Annotated in this window: 13 protein-coding genes; 4 read left to right on the plus strand and 9 right to left on the minus strand. The window is 48.0% G+C overall.

Annotated features, from left to right (window positions below):
* Positions 1 to 492: 492 nt before the first annotated feature.
* Complete coding sequence (locus B153_RS0101815; protein ID WP_020594948.1) at positions 493 to 3795, plus strand: efflux RND transporter permease subunit; 3303 nt, start codon at positions 493 to 495, stop codon at positions 3793 to 3795.
* A gap of 78 nt (positions 3796 to 3873) precedes the next feature.
* Complete coding sequence (locus B153_RS0101820) at positions 3874 to 5001, plus strand: efflux RND transporter periplasmic adaptor subunit (protein ID WP_020594949.1); 1128 nt, start codon at positions 3874 to 3876, stop codon at positions 4999 to 5001.
* A gap of 156 nt (positions 5002 to 5157) precedes the next feature.
* Here B153_RS0101820 and B153_RS0101825 read toward each other — a convergent pair whose 3' ends face one another.
* The 9 genes from B153_RS0101825 to B153_RS0101865 form a co-directional block, all read right to left on the minus strand.
* On the minus strand, positions 5158 to 6468 hold the full coding sequence (locus B153_RS0101825; protein WP_020594950.1) for a serine hydrolase domain-containing protein: 1311 nt from the start codon (positions 6466 to 6468) through the stop codon (positions 5158 to 5160).
* A gap of 79 nt (positions 6469 to 6547) precedes the next feature.
* Positions 6548 to 7837, minus strand: a complete 1290-nt coding sequence (locus tag B153_RS0101830; RefSeq protein ID WP_020594951.1) for a spinster family MFS transporter — start codon at positions 7835 to 7837, stop codon at positions 6548 to 6550.
* 290 nt (positions 7838 to 8127) lie between these two features.
* A complete protein-coding gene (locus tag B153_RS0101835) occupies positions 8128 to 8754 on the minus strand; it encodes a hypothetical protein (protein ID WP_020594952.1) in 627 nt (208 codons plus the stop codon).
* Positions 8755 to 8955: 201 nt separating this feature from the next.
* A complete protein-coding gene (locus B153_RS0101840) occupies positions 8956 to 9582 on the minus strand; it encodes a hypothetical protein (protein ID WP_020594953.1) in 627 nt (208 codons plus the stop codon).
* 84 nt (positions 9583 to 9666) lie between these two features.
* Positions 9667 to 10245 (minus strand): Crp/Fnr family transcriptional regulator, encoded by a 579-nt coding sequence (locus B153_RS0101845; protein ID WP_020594954.1) that lies wholly within the window; start codon positions 10243 to 10245, stop codon positions 9667 to 9669.
* Between the two features lie 204 nt (positions 10246 to 10449).
* On the minus strand, positions 10450 to 11064 hold the full coding sequence (locus B153_RS34495; protein ID WP_020594955.1) for a DinB family protein: 615 nt from the start codon (positions 11062 to 11064) through the stop codon (positions 10450 to 10452).
* 343 nt (positions 11065 to 11407) lie between these two features.
* On the minus strand, positions 11408 to 11581 hold the full coding sequence (locus B153_RS37525; protein WP_020594956.1) for a hypothetical protein: 174 nt from the start codon (positions 11579 to 11581) through the stop codon (positions 11408 to 11410).
* A gap of 7 nt (positions 11582 to 11588) precedes the next feature.
* Positions 11589 to 12113 (minus strand): hypothetical protein, encoded by a 525-nt coding sequence (locus B153_RS0101860; RefSeq protein ID WP_020594957.1) that lies wholly within the window; start codon positions 12111 to 12113, stop codon positions 11589 to 11591.
* Between the two features lie 222 nt (positions 12114 to 12335).
* Positions 12336 to 13715, minus strand: a complete 1380-nt coding sequence (locus B153_RS0101865; protein ID WP_020594958.1) for a M24 family metallopeptidase — start codon at positions 13713 to 13715, stop codon at positions 12336 to 12338.
* A gap of 182 nt (positions 13716 to 13897) precedes the next feature.
* On the opposite strand from B153_RS0101865, the gene B153_RS0101870 reads away from it, so the two are divergent.
* The gene (locus tag B153_RS0101870; protein ID WP_020594959.1) at positions 13898 to 16603 is read left to right on the plus strand and encodes a DUF5686 and carboxypeptidase regulatory-like domain-containing protein; all 2706 of its coding nucleotides are present in this window, start codon (positions 13898 to 13900) and stop codon (positions 16601 to 16603) included.
* 113 nt (positions 16604 to 16716) lie between these two features.
* Positions 16717 to 17202 (plus strand): MOSC domain-containing protein, encoded by a 486-nt coding sequence (locus tag B153_RS0101875; protein ID WP_020594960.1) that lies wholly within the window; start codon positions 16717 to 16719, stop codon positions 17200 to 17202.
* Positions 17203 to 17218: the final 16 nt, after the last annotated feature.

Below are 17218 nucleotides of genomic sequence, written 5' to 3' on the forward strand. Positions count from 1 at the left end.
ATCGATGATCGACATCCTGAAAACGTCCTGAACAGAAGGGGAGGGAGCGGCTGAGGAATGCAATAAAAATCAACCGTAGAGAGAAATTTGTTTGATAGGGCAAAGCCGTATCCAATAGGTAATTTTCAGCCTGGAAAATCTTGACTTGACGTGAAATGGAATAGCTAAAGTTTAGGGAATGAGGAACTGATTTTTATAAACTTCACTAGGGTAGAACGATGAATGATTTAGTAAGTGTTTTTACTTATAGAATGCCTGTAAGCCAGCTGGTTGTGACGGGTTTTGTTTTGAAAATGCCTGAAATCAGAGCGGTGAAGAATGACTGAATTTCAGTACTAATTTCATTACCTTTAAGAGGGCTATTCCCGGTATGGGATAGATCGTGGAAAAAATTGACTTTTAGTCAAATCAGGCAGAAATCGGTCCGTTGAAAAATCGAAAACGGTAGACGAGACTGGCGAAGGTCTGTATTTAAGGATATTTTAATAGACTATGGATTTAATTCGCGCTGCGTTACGGAAACCGATCTCCATTCTGGTGATTGTTGCCAGTCTGTTCTACTTTGGTATTGGGGCCGTACGTACGATCAAGATTGACATTTTTCCCAACCTGAATCTCCCCGTTATTTACATTTCGCAGCCCTTTGGCGGTTACACACCCGACCAGATGGAATCGTTTTTCGGGAAGCAATACGTCAACCTGCTCCTCTATGTATCGGGGGTGAAAAGTATCGAAACCAAAAACATTCAGGGGATTACGCTGCTGAAACTGTCGTTCTATGAAGGTACCAATATGGCGCAGGCGGCTGCGGAAGTGTCGGCCTATTCGAACCGGGCCCAGTCGAGTTTTCCGCCGGGGTCACAGCCGCCATTTATTCTTCGATTCGATGCGTCCACACTACCCGTGGGGCAGTTGGTGTTAAGCAGTCCCAAACGAACCAACAACGAACTTCAGGATTTAGCCAACGTATATATCCGGTCAGGGTTTACGTCGGTACCGGGGCTGGTATCGCCCGCGCCTTTTGGTGGTAATGCCCGTTCTATTGTCATTAAAGCTGATCCCGAACTGCTGCGTGCGCACAACCTCACCCCCGATCAGTTGGTAGCCGCCCTACGCATTAATAATACGGCTACGCCCGCCGGAAACGTTCGGATTGGCGATTACAACTATTTTACCCCGGCCAACACCACCGTCCGAAACATTGAGGATTTTGGCAATATTCCGCTCTACACGGGCACGGTACAAAACCTGTATCTGAAAGACGTAGCCACCATCGAAGACGGGGCCGACATTACACAGGGCTACGTGCTGGTGAATGGCAAACGGTCGGTGTATCTGCCCATTACCAAATCGGCTGATGCCTCCACCTGGGAAGTGGTTCAAAATCTGAAAGCCGCCCTGCCGCGTTTCCAGGCGCTGCTGCCCGAAGATGTGAAGCTCACCTATACCTTCGATCAGTCGGTGTATGTAATCAACGCGGTCGAGAGTCTGATGACGGAAGGAGCCATTGGCGCGATTCTGACGGGGCTAATGGTACTCCTGTTCCTGGGCGATGTTCGGGGGGCATTAATCGTTATTATCACCATTCCGACCTGTATCATTTCGGGGGTATTGTTCCTGTCGCTATTTGGGCAAACGATCAACATCATGACCCTAAGCGGTCTGTCGCTGGCTATCGGGATTCTGGTCGATGAGAGTACGGTAACCATCGAGAATATCCACCAGCATATGGACATGGGCAAGCCCAAAGCGCTGGCGATCTGGGATGCCTGTAAGGAAATCGCGTTCTCGAAACTCCTGATTCTATTCTGTATTCTGGCGGTATTTGCCCCCGCCTTTACCATGACGGGCATACCGGGGGCGCTGTTCCTGCCGCTGGCATTGGCTATCGGGTTTTCGATGATTACCTCGTACCTGATGGCACAAACGCTGGTGCCGGTGCTCGCCAACTGGATGATGAAAGAGCATACGCACGTGAGCAATGGCAAGGCTCCGAAGCGTAAAGGCCGGAAGTTGCTTAAATTCAAACATGCGGTGGTGTCGACCAATGGGAATGGTCACCACGAAAAGGAAGCCCTGCTGCGGGCGAAAGAGGCACTGGCCGAACGGGAGGATTTAAACAACGATGGAAAAATTAGCTACTTCGAGCGCGTACGCAGCCGATTTACCCGATTCATCCGCCGGATTCTGCCCTATCGAAAAGTGATCGTGACAACCTACGTGCTGGGTTCCATGGCGATTGTGGCGTTGCTCATCACGAACATCGGCCGGGATGTATTGCCCAAAGTAACGGGGCATCAGTTTCAGGTGCGGTTGCGGAATCCAGATGGTACCCGTCTCGAAAAAACCGAAGCCACCATGCTGAAGACCATCGACGTATTGAAGAAAATGGTTGGTAGCGAAAATATAGAGATCACCTCCGCCATGGTCGGTATGCACGGGGCGCAGTTTTCGACCAGCCCCATTTATCTGTTTATGGCGGGGCCGCAGGAAGGTGTGTTGCAGGTGAGCCTGAACGAAGACTACGATGTCGATCTGGACGAGCTGAAAGATAAGTTCCGGGCGAGCATGAAGCAGGCATTGCCCGATGTCAAGCTGTCGTTCGAACCGATTGAGCTAACGGATAAGATTCTGAGCCAGGGATCGCCCACGCCCATTGAGGTCAAACTGTCGGGCAAAAACAAGAAACAGAACGAAGAGTATGCCAACAAGGTCATTGCGAAGCTGAACAAAATCCGCTACCTCCGGGATGTTCAGATTGGGCAGGCGACCAAATACCCAACCATCAACGTCAACATCGACCGGACACGGGCAGCTCAGTTAGGCACCGATATTTCGGCTATTTCGCGTTCGTTGATTGCTGCTACTTCGTCTTCGCGCTATACCGAAAAAAGTGTCTGGATCGACCCAAAGTCCAGCCAGACTTATACCGTACAGGTTCAGGTACCCGAAAACCGGATGACGAGCGTTAATGACCTGGGCGAGGTACCCGTGCTGCCCAATGCCAATCGGCCGGTGCTGAGCGATGTAGCTACGTTACAAAAAGGCACTTCGTACGGTGAAAACGACAACATTGGCGCGATTCCGGTCCTGTCGGTCACGGCCAATCTGAACGACATCGATTTAGGGACAGCCGCCCGCGATGTCCAGAAAGCGATCGACTCACTGGGTGAATTACCGCGTGGGTTAACCATAAAAATGCAGGGCCTGACCCAGGTGCTGATCGACACGCTCGACAGTCTGCAAACGGGGCTATTGACGGCCATCGTGGTGATCTTCCTGATGCTGGCGGCCAACTTCCAGTCGTTCAAAGTGTCGCTGGTGGTACTGTGTACGGTGCCTGCCGTACTGCTCGGTTCGCTGATTTTACTGATGCTGACCGGCTCAACGCTTAACCTGCAATCGTACATGGGTATGATCATGTCGGTGGGGGTATCCATTTCCAACGCTGTACTGATGGTGACCAATGCCGAAGAGCTTCGGCTGCGAAATGGCAACGCCCTATTGTCGGCCCGGGAGGCCGCTTCCATTCGGATTCGGCCTATTCTGATGACCAGCGTGGCCATGGTGGTGGGTATGATTCCGATGGCATCTGGTTTAGGAGAGGGTGGTTCGCAGGCGGCTCCACTGGGCCGGGCTGTGATTGGCGGGCTGATTGCTTCGACCTTTGCCGCCCTGTTTATTCTGCCGCTGGCCTTTGCCTGGGTACAGGAGAAAACATCCACCGAATCGGTATCGCTCGACCCCGAAGATAAAGACAGTAAGTACTACACGAATGTGGATGTACTGAATTAAATCGTGAACGATAAACCATCAGACATACATTTGCCCATTCTATCGAAACGGCTTTCCGTTTCGTAACTACTAATTGACATGCACCGTCGAATCTCAGTCCGTAATTTGTTTGTCCTAGCTGGGGGCTTGTTGCTGGCCAGTTTGTTTACCCAATGCCATTCGTCTGAAAGTAAAGCCGAAAAAGAAGAAGAGGAAAGCGATTCGGTTACGGCACCAGCACCCACCGAAGTATTCGCCTTAACCAAAGGCAAGCTGGCTTCGTCACTGAATATTCCCGGCGAACTGATCGCGTACCGGGATGTGGATATTTATGCTAAAGTGAGTGGGTTTATCAAAACGCTCAATGCGGATGTAGGCTCCGAAGTGCGGGAAGGACAGTTGCTGGCACAGGCCGAAGCGCCCGAGTTGAGTGCGCAACTGGCTTCCGCCGATTCGAAGCTAAAAGCCCAGGAAGCCCTGTCGATTGCGAGTAAGGCCAATTACGAACGGGTGTTGGAAGCCAGCAAATTCTCTGGAGCGGTCTCGAAAAACGATGTCGATCAGGCACTGGCCAAACGGAATGCCGACTTAGCTCAACTGGAAGCGGCTAAATCGGCCTATCGGGAAGTGGCGACGCTCAAAAACTACCTGGCTATCCGGGCACCGTTCGATGGCATCATCAGTGCGCGTAACGCCAGTACGGGGGCCTACATTGGGCCCGCTGGCAAAGGGTCGGAGTTCCCGCTGTTTGTGCTGACCGAGCAAAAACGCCTTCGTCTGGTGGTGGCCGTGCCCGAAGCGTACACGGGTTATGTGCATGAGGGAAGTGAGGTCAGCTTTACGGTCAAAACGTTTCCCAATCGCACCTTTACGGGCAAGATCAAACGATTATCGGGTGCGTTGGACAAGCGGTTACGGTCGGAGCGGGTAGAGGTCGATGTGATCAACAGCGACAAAAAGCTACTGCCCGGTATGGTCGCCGAAGTGACGCTACCCTTACCAACTCAGAACAACACGTTTATTGTGCCCAAAGCCGCGCTGGTCAACTCCACAACGGGCGTCTTTGTGATTCGGATTAAAGACAAAAAAGCGGAGTGGGTTCCGGTTAAGAAAGGACTCGATGCCGACAACAAAATCGAAGTATTCGGCGACCTGACCGAAGGCGATCAACTCGTGGCGACCGCCAGTGAGGAAATCCGCGACGGTGCACCCGTGAATGTGAAGTAGTACAAGTGTTCAATCTAGGTAGTTAGATTATTTGGATTCGATTTTTTGTCATCCCGACGCAGGAGGGATCTCAAGTGTCGGGAAATTCGAGATCCCTCCTGCGTCGGGATGACAAAAATCAACCTAATCTATTTTTAATGATTTACTTAGCTTCTATCAATCATTGATTGCCTGATAGACCAGTGGTTTGAAGGCTTTGTCGGTATTTGATACGTATGGTCCCCACATTTGTCGGTAAATCAGCACCAGCATATCCTCTTTCGGATCGACCCAATACGAAGTAGAAAACACACCGCCCCACGAATACGTACCTACCTGACTTGGGGTAAACTTGCTGCCATTTTCGGAGATGACCAAAAAGCCAAACCCGAATGTATTGTCGCGGGCATGGTCGCCGATGTTGGGGGTTAGATCACCAATTTGATTCATCGTCATCAAACGGACCGTGTTGCGGGCCAGCAGCCGTACACCGTTGTATTCGCCCCCATTCAACAACATTTGCAGGAAAATAGCATAATCGTAAACAGTAGATGACAACCCGCCACCACCCGAAAAGTAATCGGTCTTCTGGAGTGGAAAATTCATATCGAGTGCTCCACCAAAGACCGATGCCTGCTTCTGGATCGTTCCGGTAGAGTCACCGACAAAAAAGTTGACCAATCGTGGGCCTTTTTCAGCCGGTAGATTGAAATACGTATCTTTCATGCCCAGCGGCTGACAGATTCGCTTCTGAAAAAAATCTTCCAGCGACATGCCCGACCACAACTCGATCAAATAGCCCAATACGTCCATATTCAGGCCGTATCGCCATTGTTCGCCGGGTTGAAAAAAGAGCGGCAGACTACCCAGACGGGTCATGGCATCGGAAAGTTTCTGGCCTTTTACGCCCACCCCGCCCGTCATATTACCTTTGGCATAAATGGCATTTTCGGCGGGTGTGCCGATGGCTGGGTAGCCCAGTCCCGATGTGTGGGTCAGCAGATCGCGGATGGTAACGGGTCGTTTGCTCGGAACCGTCGTGTAGGTAGTATCTTTTGGATTGAAGGTCGCCAGTACTTTGGCATTGGCGAAGGACGGAATGAATTTGGAAACCGGGTCGTCCAGCGAAAATTTGCCTTCTTCCCAAAGCATCATCACCGACACACAGGTAAGCGCTTTGGTTTGAGAGGCCACCCGGAAGATTCCGTTTTTGTCGAGCGGTACTTTTCGGGCCTGGTCATTGTATCCATTGGCTTTGTAGAACACGATTTTACCATGACGGGCAATCAGAACGACCGAACCGTTTACCCATTTCTGTTTGACCCAATCGGCCATTCCGGCTTCCAGACGGGCCAGCCGATCGGCCGAAAAGCCACCGGCAGCCGGGGGCGCTTCTACCAGAACTTTTCCTTTGGGCTGAGCCAATACCGGGCTTTCATACCGGATAAACGTCGATACAATCAGTAGAGCAATTAAGTAGCGATACATGGTTTTAGGGTAGGATAAGTGAGCGCCATGCCAGGCATTGGTTTCAATGAATTGTAAGGTTTACGTAGCCAAGAAGGATTCAACTCGCCGATGGCAGATCGGTTGGCAGCTTTCGGGCCGAGATCAAAAAAAGCGTTACCGAGCCAAAACTGATCAGAATAATGATCGACATCGCCCAGCGCAGGGACTCGGCTCCCAGTGATGGAGCCAGCCTATCGCTGAGCATACCGACAACCAGTGGACCAAATCCTAACCCGATGAAGTTGAGGACAAAAAACAGAATAGCGGACGTAAGCGACCGCATCGATGCCGGAACAAGGCTATGTGAAACAGCCACCGAAGGGCCTAAATACATGCTGTGCAGCGAAGCTGTCAACCCCAGACAGATGATCGCTAAGGTTGTGTTCTGAAGAAAAAGAGCACCAGCCGCAAGCGGAATCGAAAGTATGATGGCATAGGCCGGGATGCGCAGGTACAGCCGTTTGTCCGTTTTGCCAAAACGATCGGTCAGAAGCCCACCCGCGAACGAACCCAATGCCCCGCCAAGACCGAAAATTGGCCCTAGTAAAGCGCCTATTTCAGCGTTTTTCAAGCCATGAAGCCGCGCCAGAAACGAGGGTGCCCAATTGGTCAGGCCATAAATGCAAAAGACATGCAAGCCTGTCGCCAGCGCCAGGTAAACAAAGGTTTTGGTGGCATACAATCGCGTTAACACCGCGCGTAACGAGGGCGATTCGTGAACCGAGGCAGTGGCTGTATCCGTGGCCCCGCGCCGAGGTTCTTTTACGGTTATATAAAACAGCAACGAGAAAATTACCCCCGGTATGCCCACCACGTAAAATGCGGTGCGCCAACCAAGATGCTGATTCAGGTAGCCACCCATTAAAAACCCGACCAGAATTCCGAAATAGATGCCGGTTGAGTAAATCGAAAGGGCTGTAGAACGTTTTTCGGGTGGGAAGTAGTCAGAAATCATGGCATGAGCCGGAGGGCTTCCCCCCGCTTCGCCAATTCCCACGCCAATACGGGCCAGTAGCAATTGGATGAAATTTTTGACCAGACCCGAAGAGGCCGTCATGACGCTCCATATCGCCAGCGATACGGCTACCGTGTTCCGACGATTCGTTTTATCAGCGAAACGGGCAATAGGAATGCCCAGCGTAACATAGAATAGCGCAAACGTAAACCCGGAGAGCAACCCAAGCTGAGTATCGGATAGGTTCAGGTCCCGTTTTATCGCTTCCTGAAGAATAACAAGAAGCTGCCGATCAACAAAATTGAAGACGTAAACCAGCGTCAGCATCACCAGAACATAGTTCCGATACAGGCTGCTGACTACCTCAGTATGAACAGCTTCCTTCGTTTGCATAGAAGTAGGTAAGGGGGAGATTATGCAACGGAAAAGCTGTACGAACTGAATAATTACTGTTGGCGACTGACTACCCTGAAATAAGCCTCAAACAGCTCTGGATTTAATTGGTTCTCACTTTTTTGGTTAACGGAAAAGGTCTGGCGAAGGTGGGGAACGCGTAGTCGCGGGAGCAATCTCCGGAGGCTTATAAAAGCTATCCTTTTTCGAAGATTGCTCCTGCGACTACGCGTCCCGGTCGCAATGACAAAAATGCCTTTTATATATAAGTTTAAACAGGTTCTGTATGACTAAAAATTAAAACCAAAATGGAATCCTGGCTCTCCGAAGACAAACTTCGGCCATTTATCGTCTAATTGTTTAAAGGAATCCGGCATTCTTGTATGATAAGGACGGTGGGTAATTGCCAGGGATGGTTGAATAAAAAACCTATCCTTAAAAAGTTTGATGTGATAGCCAATACGGTATGTGTTGAAAATCTGAAAACCATTGTCAATTTTATGGCCGTCATTATTCATAAAATCCTGCCAGGTAGGCATGATATTTAGTTCGGCATATAAGCCTCTCCACAAAAATCGTTGGTAAGCTACTGAAAAGCCACGCTCACGAATATATCCTGGAAACTCTTCTTCCGGCTTTCCATACGATTTGTTAAAAAACGGGTGAATGCCATTCGGCCAGGCGTATTTCCAGGTTTTTAGTTCCAGGGTAATTACATCTTTTCCTGTAATACGATAGCCTAAATTGAGTTGAGCGAAGTCAGGAGGATTTGTACTGGCCAAATTGCCCAATAAAAATAGGGTACTGCCAACAAAACATCGTTTGTAATTGCTGTCTGTTTTAGCGTATTGTGCGTTGAGTTGGAGCGTACTTGTTATCAGGAAAACGAAGCTAATAAAGAAGACTTTCTTTTGCATTTCTTTTCTCTTTATGTTGAACAATAGGCCAAATGTCGATTGAAGCATTGCCTAATTCCGTTCACTTAAGTTAAAAAGAAACGTAACCCTCGATTTTTTTATTCATGCTCACAGTCTGCCTGGTAACTGAAGTTAGAATAGGTTCATCAAAATAACTTGCTAGTTCATGCTGCGAAGCTGTTTACATTGCTGGTATAGTCACTAGAATTTATAGCCAAAATGAAGCCCAGGTTCAAAAGGAAAATAATTAGGCCATTTATTTTCTACTGCTTTAAACGATTCGGGTACATTAGTTCTTACAGGCCAATAGGTTAGCCCAACGGATGGTTCAAAAAAGATACGGTTTTTAAAAAATTTAAGATGGTAACCCAAACGAAAGGTCAGATACAACGTGTAGCCATTTCCAATCTTTTTATTGCTCTCATCCATATATTTTTCAAAAGCATTCAATGCATGAACAGCTGTATAGACTCCTTTCCACCAATAACGCTGATAGGCTAAGGTAGGGGCAAGTATGCGTACATGCCCGGGATAGTTTAGTCCCGGCGCATCGAAGGAGGGTCCCCAGGGGATACCAAGAGGCCAGGCATAAATAGATTTTTTAAACTCAAAGGAAACAACATCTTTAGGTGTTATCCTGTACCCAACATTTACTTGGATAAACTTAGGGGGATTGGGGTCATCAGGAACACAATTCCCTAACAATAAGAGGGTACTCCCAATAAACCACTTTTTATAGGTGCTGTCTTGCGTAATATCCTGTGCTTTAGTCAGTTGGTAGCTGCCCGCCATTAAGGTAAAAGCGAACAGTAAAATTTTCTTTTGCATATCAAACGAATCAGTTGTTAAATGATATGGCAAAAGTAGACTGGTGTGCTACGATGAATCGTTCACTTAAGTTAAGAAATGGCTCTAACTCTTTTTTTCAAGAAGTCTTGCTCTTAGTCTGCTTAATGATTGTGGTTTAATGCCAAGGTAACTTGCCAGTTGGTGTTGTGGAACCCGCTGAACAAGGTCCGGCCTTTTCTGTAGTAAGTTCAGGTAGCGTTGTTCAGGTGAAGAAGTCTTAAACTCGTCAAAGTCTATTCGTTGTTTAGCTAGCAATTCTTCGGCAAATAGTCTGCACATGGTTTCAAACTTTGGAAACTTACTGTTTATTTCTGCTTCCATATCCGTATTTGAAATGAGAAGTATACAGTCTTCTACGCAACTTACATAATATTCGGATGGGGTTTTGTTTATAACACAAGTGGGTGTCAATGCTTCCATTTCTGTGTAGAAAGCGGTAGTTTTTTCTTCGCCATCTAAAACATAATAGGTCCGAATACAACCTTTCAAAACAAAGTAACTAGCCTTCGATTTTTCTCCTTCTTTGAGTAAAATCGTTCCTTTCTTTACCGAGTGAAATATGTCCAAAGAAACGATTGCGTTCTTCTCTTCTTCTGTGAGACTAACGTATTTTGATATAAAGTCAAATAATATATTTTTCATTGTTTTGTTGTTGTTGATATGGTCGTCTGTTACACTTGCTACCAACGAATAAGGATTTGCGGCTGTGCTGGTAATTTATATCGTCCAGTCTGGAACTAAAGCTGAATAGAATTACGTCTGACCGAACCGCTGCTGATAGCGAGCAAAATGATTTGTATTTATTAGTCTGCCCGCATAGCGACAAATCCAATGTTAGCAGCAGCTTTATTTGGGAAATTTAGGGTGGCTTTTAGTTCGCTTTATTTGTTTTAAGTGTCTATCTGTATGGCCAAAATGTACAACCATCAACGCATGAATGCTCCTTCTTTTCTCGTCTCCCCATCTATAGGTATAATGAGACTTTAAATCATAAGTGGTATTTTTGATAAAGTTAATGATGTGATTTCTTCCAAATAAGTAGAAAGTAAGATTGTCGTTTCCTTTCATGAAGCCTAAAGGTTCAGCATTCCATTCGGCTTTATGGGGGCTTGGGTCATTCATCCAGTTAATATAAGTCGTGTCAGGAAGAGATAGACTGTCAAGGTATGGTTCGGGTTTACTGCTTAGCATGATGTCTGCTTCCTGAGCAAAAATTCTTTCATACAATCCCAAATGTTCAAGCACTTGTCCAATTGTCCATTTTGTTGAATCTTCTTTAAACGCCCACTGTTCTGGAGTTAAGTTTTTAGTCTGCTTTATAATTTCGAGTTTCGTTCTTTCAAGATTTTCAATTAAGTATTTACGGTCGGCTTCCGTCCAAATACTATTTGTTTGGCTATAACAAGTTGATGTCAAAAATGACATTATTGCCAAAAATATTGCTGAATAAAATCGGGCCATAAAAGGTAAAGTTTAGCATAGAGAGTGTATGGGAAAATTGCCACCAACTCCTAAGTATACGAAAGATTTGCCGTCCTTTTGAGTTTATCTGTACGATCATAAGGCCTAATAAGATATTCTGAGCCGTACAATATCAGATACCTACCTGTAAAAGCCGAATAGATCAAGTTTGTGGCAGCTTACGGGAATTCTAAATTTTCTGGGTATGGTGTAGATTTCGGTTTGTCGACCGTCGATGTAACGGAAGGCTTGGCCGTCGAAAGAGTCGTCTTTTATCGACTACCCCAGTGCCGCCAGTTCAACCCTGTTATGGCCAAACTGATATGGGTAGTTTATAGCTTTGTCAGGCAGGTTGTTTTACTTTTCGTTTGGTAGTCTGTTGCTTCGCAAGTTCTTTCCGTTTTCGCTTTTCTTTGTCAGCGCGAATGAAGTCGCTGATCGTTTTTTCTTCTGCCTGAGTCAACGGTCTGGAGTCAACGACAAAATCTACATCAAGAGGTTCTTTCAGTACGCCCATGAGTGTGTTATTTAAAATACTTGTCAGTTAATTTTAATGCTATTTCTGTTGTAATTACCATGGTGTGCCCACCTAGATGTATAGCTCCTAACGTCTTTTTATAGTGGTCAATCAACCTGGTCTTGGAAAGGAATGAGACATAACCTTCCGTACCGCGTTGAAAAGAAAGTTTACAGGCAAAAGCAACAAGATTTCCTGGAACGCCCAAGTAGGCTTTGGCCTTTCCGATGTTGAATGGCGCACTTTCAAGTAAGTGCATATAGACGTGGTCTGGCTTTACTTCTAAACTGATAAGCCCCTGAATAATAGTTGGGTTATTAGAAATCGTTAGTTTGTAAACCTCTCTACTAGGCTCCATAAGCTCATTGGCCCAATTAAATTGCCACCCCTTTTTCTTGGTCAACCCTTTAAGCTCTGGTTGAGTTAACAACGAAATTTCAGTCGGGAAACTGTCTCCCGATTTTGCATTTTCGATTGAGTTGGTCAGCTTGTCTACCTCAAAGTCAAGTCCTGTTTCCGTCTGCTCTTTCACTTTCCGAATTTACATATAATTGGTCTGTCTGGCAAGTTAGGCTGACTGTGGCAGGCAGACCAATTAGAGAACCACTAGGCATACGAAATAGGCTAGTTTACGCAGTAAAGGGTGGTCGAATGTTAGATTTTCCCTGCAGAATAGGGAATAAATTTTCCTGTTACAAGGCTACAACCGTACCAATGAGTACGCTAAACCGTTTTTGAATGACAAACCGCGACCTTATTTCACATAGCCTAATTTTCTGGGTATGGTGTAGATTTCGGTTTGTCGGCCGTCGATGTAACGGAAACGCTGCCCATCGAAAAAGCCATCTTCTTCGAGCATGATGCGCACCACTTTTTTCCACTCAGGAATTTCGACGGCGGCATTCAGTTCGATGGAATAGGCGGTGTTGCCCAGTAGGGGGTAATCGCCGGGGCCGGGAACGCCTTTCTGCTGGTCCCAGAGGCCAATGGTGGGTCCGGCAGCGTGGCCATGAACGCCAATTGGGTGCGTATAGATTGTTCCGTTGATGCCTTCTTTCTTCGACTGTTCCAGGGCTGACAGCAGCATCTGGTTGCCGGTTTTGCCCAGCTTGAATTGCTCAGTCAGAATGTCCTGTAAGCGATTGCCCTGCCGGAAGGCCGCTTTGATGGATTCAGGGACATCGTTTTCGCCGGGGCGCAGTACGTAGGCATGCTGTTGCTGATCGGTGTTCAGACGCAGGTAGGTGATGCCAAAGTCAACGTGGAGCAGATCGCCGGGCATGATCACCTGCTTGTCGGGGCGTTTCGAAAAAGTGCGGAGATGATTGAAATCCTCAGCGTCGGCCCGTTGAATATCGACCGTCGGGTGAAACCAGGTATCCAGTCCGAGGTTGGTAATGCGTTGACGAAACCACCAGACCACATCTTCGGTAGTCGTTACGCCCGGCTGAATCACCTGTTCCGAAAACCCTTCCTGAATAATCTGGTGCGATAACCGACAAATGAGCGGGTAGATCACCATTTCTTTTTCAGTACGGGTTTCGAGCCAGCCAACGGCCAGCTTCTCGGCTGATACGACCCGTTTCTGGTAATCGGCAGGGAGTTTTTTCAGGAATTCGTCGTGTTCGGTAAACGAAAGGCCATCGGCATGGGCGTAGTTGGGCGACATATTCAGGCCGATCTTTTTGGGCTTTCGTTCTTCAATCACTTTGGCCAAAGCCTCCCATTGGTTGGGCCGAACGTCGATATCCCAGGCCCCTTTGAGCAGGTTACCCACATCGTAGCGGGCAATCGCCAGTTTTTCAACCGCATCGGCGGGGCGCTCCTTCCCGTTATCGAAGAAGACCATAATCGTTCGACGGCGGGCCGAGAGCCAGGTGCTGGGTAGCATGGTTCGTAAAACCGGGTCTTCGTTGTACTCGCGGGAGATGATGATCCACATATCGATTCCTTCCCGGCGCATCAGTTGGGGCAGTAGGTTGGTGAAGCGATCTTCCAGAATTTCGTCGATGACCCGCGCCCGTTCTCGTTCGGGTAAGACGTTGGATGGCGAAGGCTGGGCAATAGCAACTGAGGTAATGAGCGTTAAGAAAAAGACAATTGGGTTAATGATGAAGCGTACAGATTTTGACATACTGTTCAGGTTGATTGGAGTTTACGGGCAAGATACGCAAAGACGTTAATGTTTTTTAACAATCAAGTCAGGCAACCTATCGATTTATATACGCATCTTCCCTACAGGAAGGGTACAATGGAGCTTTAGCAACCGGACCTTTCGATTTTATCTATATTCGTCACGGAATACAGCCTTATTGCATGAAATCAATCATACTAAGTTTATTTTTCCTCAGCTATTCAGTGACTGCGCTGGCGCAAAGCGGTGGTACGGGACTGCGGGGAACTGTCAAAAATAAGCAGGGGGAGGTACTGCCTTTTGCTGCGGTGATTGTGAAGGGAACTCCCAACGGAACCATCACAAACGCCGAAGGACGCTATGAAATCGGACTGGCTCCGGGTAAGTACGACATCGTATTCCAGTATCTGGGGTTTCAAACCATCCAGAAATCGGTGGAAATAACCACGGGTTTCAGTACGCTGGATGCCACCCTCGAAGAACAGGCGTTGCGGCTGGCGGAAGTACAGACCAAAGCTGGTAACGAAGACCCCGCCTATACCATTATGCGTCGGGCCATTGCCAAAAGTCGTTTTCATCAGCTTCAGGTGCAGCGGTTCAAGGCCAGGGTTTACACCAAATCGTCGATTACCGTTACCGACCTGCCGAATCTGGCCGAGATGGCGTTCAAGAAGCAACTCAAAGAAGCCGAACGCGAAGCCAATTTTAAAGTGGGTGTGCCCATGCTGAACGAAACGGTTTCGGAAGTGGTCTTCAGTCAGCCTAATACTTACCGACAGCGGATTATTGCCAACCGGAACTCGCAGGGGGATTTTCTGAACCCGAGCCGATTTTTTAACGCCAGTTTTTATGACCCGGTCATTGCCGAAACCGTTTCGCCCTTATCCCCCAAAGCCTTTGCCTATTATAAGTTTGAGTACAAAGGAACATTTCGCGAAGTTGGAGCCGGGGGCGTTCCGGTTGAAGTGAGTAAGATTCAGGTTATTCCGCGTCAGTATGGTGAAGGCGTATTCCGGGGTACAATTTACATTCTCGAGAATACCTGGGCCATTCACAGTTTGCAGTTAGAAACGGTCAATACTATTGGCATCTCCTTTACGATCCGACACATATGTAGCCCCGTGCAGGGGGTCTGGATGCCGGTCAATCAGCGGTATAGCGGTAAAGGATCTTATCTGGGTGTCAAGGCAGAGGGATACTACATTCGGAATCTGACCTTCAGCGAGTTTGTGGTCAATCCAGCCTTTGTGGAGGATATTGAAGTGGCCGATGAAAAGAAAGCGCCCCCTGCCCAAAGCTTGTCGAAAGGAGAGATCAAAGGGGCTCAACTGGACGAGTTGGTGAAGAAACAGAAGGAATTTTCGACCAAAAACCTGCGCCAGATGGTCAAAGAGTACGAGAAGCAGGAAAAAGAAGCTCGGAAAAAGCGGAAAGAAGATGTGGCTGTTGTGCGAAACGATTCGATGGTAGTGGATTCGCTGGCGCGTCGTCGTTCTAATACGTTCTGGGATTCACTGCGTTCGGTGCCACTCACGACGGCCGAAATTAAAAGCTACAACAAAGCCGACAGTCTGGGCCTGATTCGTCAGATCAAAACCAAAGTGGAGCTAAAAGCCGACAGCGCCCGAAAGGATAGCCTTAACAGGAAAAAGAAAAAGTTTGGTGTCGATCACCTGCTGTTTGGGCATACCTGGCGTTTGGCTAAACGAACGTCTTTAGCCTATACCAGTCCCATCGAACGGATTGAATACAATACGGTGGAAGGCTACACAATCGAAGGGGCGCTGAATCTGCGGTACAGCCCTAGAGTTGACTCCGTGAATCGGTTTGTGAAGATTCCCCTGGGTGAATGGACTTTGGGTGGGACAGGGCGGTATCAGTTTGGCCGGAAACAATTCGTCGGGTATGGTCAACTGGGGTACCAGCACAAGAATACGAAAATAGGGCTGTCGGGAGGGCGGTATCTGTATCAGTTCAATCCCGATAATCCGATCAGCCCGTTTCTGAATTCGTTGACGACGTTGCTGTTCGAGCAGAATTTTATCAAACTGTATCAGAAAGATTACCTGAACCTGACCGTCAACGCCACGCCTTTTCACGACCGCCTGACCGTAACGGGTAGTCTGGAATATGCCCAGCGTACTGAACTGGCTAACTACCGGGAAGATCTTAAACCGTGGATCGACTGGCGCACGCGGACGTTTACCTCGAATCGGCCCGACAATGCCGAAGTAGCCAGTTCCGCTTTTCCAACGCATAAGGCATTGGTCTTCAATCTATCGGCTTCGGCGCGTTTAGGTTCAACGGAGTATATTATTCGCAATGGACGACGCATTGCCCGGCGCGACAACGATGCACCGTTATTAACCCTGAATTACCGCAAAGGGATGGTCGATGCCAATTATGATTTTCTACAGGCCACCCTTCGTCATTCGTTCGAGACGGGCATTCGAAGCCGACTGAATTATCAGTTAAGTGCCGGAACGTTTGTCAACGATCGGCAGGTGTATTTCCCGGATTTCAAGCATTTTGCCGGCAATGAGTTCTTCCTGCAGCAGGGCGACGCTGTTTCGACCTATCGGTTGCTACCCTATTACCAATACAGTACAGGCAAACGGTTTGCCGAAGCGCATGTGCTGGCGGAGTTTCGTAAATTCTTTATCACGCAGTTGACGCTGGTGCGGCTCATCGGACTGAAAGAAAACCTGTTTGTGCATTACCTCTATACGCCCGTGTCGAAGAATTATACCGAAATCGGCTATGGGCTGGATGGGCTAATTCCGCAGGTGTTTCCGTTTTTCCGGGTAGAAGTGATCTCGCAATGGCAGGATGCTAAATACCAGGGTCTGGGCTTCCGAATCGGTACGACGCTGAAGTTTGGCAGGTAATCCGAACCGGGATTTTTATGATTTTACTGATAAACTATGATTCTTAAATTCAGTTCTAAGTGAAAGGCTAATCATAGTCAGTCACCAAAATCACAACAATCCCGGTTCAGACAATGCAGACGATCAAAGAATTACTCAACACATTTCCCCGGCCCGGTCGGATCGAATGGATTGGCCTGCGCCCCGGACGGGATGCGTTCATGAATGTGGTCGATTCAGTGGAGGTTTCTGAAAAGACAGGTTTGGTAGGCGACCATTATAGCGGACGCAGTGGCAATCGGCATGTAACGCTTATTCAGGCTGAATATCTGCCCGCTGTGGCCTCTATGACTGGCCATGATCAGGTCGATCCGGCTCTTCTGCGCAGAAACATCGTTGTTTCGGGCTTAAATCTGGGAGCTTTGAAAGATCATCAGCTTCAGATTGGCGATGTCATTCTGGAAGTGACGGGCCAGTGCCATCCCTGTTCGAAAATGGAGACGGCTCTGGGTCCCGGCGGCTATAATGCCATGCGTGGTCACGGCGGATTGACGGCCCGCGTGTTGAAAGGTGGAACAATCAAGATCGGTGATGAGGTTGTGGTTGATATTGCCCAATGAATGCTGAGCGAACTCG

The organism is Spirosoma panaciterrae DSM 21099 (genome assembly GCF_000374025.1).
In the GTDB taxonomy this organism is placed as follows: domain Bacteria; phylum Bacteroidota; class Bacteroidia; order Cytophagales; family Spirosomataceae; genus Spirosoma; species Spirosoma panaciterrae.

Coding starts and splice junctions, on each gene's coding strand:
- B153_RS0101815 (WP_020594948.1), top strand. CDS start 493: ATGGATTTAATTCGCGCTGCGTTACGGAAACCGATCTCCATTCTGGTG.
- B153_RS0101820 (WP_020594949.1), top strand. CDS start 3,874: ATGCACCGTCGAATCTCAGTCCGTAATTTGTTTGTCCTAGCTGGGGGC.
- B153_RS0101825 (WP_020594950.1), bottom strand. CDS start 6,468: ATGTATCGCTACTTAATTGCTCTACTGATTGTATCGACGTTTATCCGG.
- B153_RS0101830 (WP_020594951.1), bottom strand. CDS start 7,837: ATGCAAACGAAGGAAGCTGTTCATACTGAGGTAGTCAGCAGCCTGTAT.
- B153_RS0101835 (WP_020594952.1), bottom strand. CDS start 8,754: ATGCAAAAGAAAGTCTTCTTTATTAGCTTCGTTTTCCTGATAACAAGT.
- B153_RS0101840 (WP_020594953.1), bottom strand. CDS start 9,582: ATGCAAAAGAAAATTTTACTGTTCGCTTTTACCTTAATGGCGGGCAGC.
- B153_RS0101845 (WP_020594954.1), bottom strand. CDS start 10,245: ATGAAAAATATATTATTTGACTTTATATCAAAATACGTTAGTCTCACA.
- B153_RS34495 (WP_020594955.1), bottom strand. CDS start 11,064: ATGGCCCGATTTTATTCAGCAATATTTTTGGCAATAATGTCATTTTTG.
- B153_RS37525 (WP_020594956.1), bottom strand. CDS start 11,581: ATGGGCGTACTGAAAGAACCTCTTGATGTAGATTTTGTCGTTGACTCC.
- B153_RS0101865 (WP_020594958.1), bottom strand. CDS start 13,715: ATGTCAAAATCTGTACGCTTCATCATTAACCCAATTGTCTTTTTCTTA.
- B153_RS0101870 (WP_020594959.1), top strand. CDS start 13,898: ATGAAATCAATCATACTAAGTTTATTTTTCCTCAGCTATTCAGTGACT.
- B153_RS0101875 (WP_020594960.1), top strand. CDS start 16,717: ATGCAGACGATCAAAGAATTACTCAACACATTTCCCCGGCCCGGTCGG.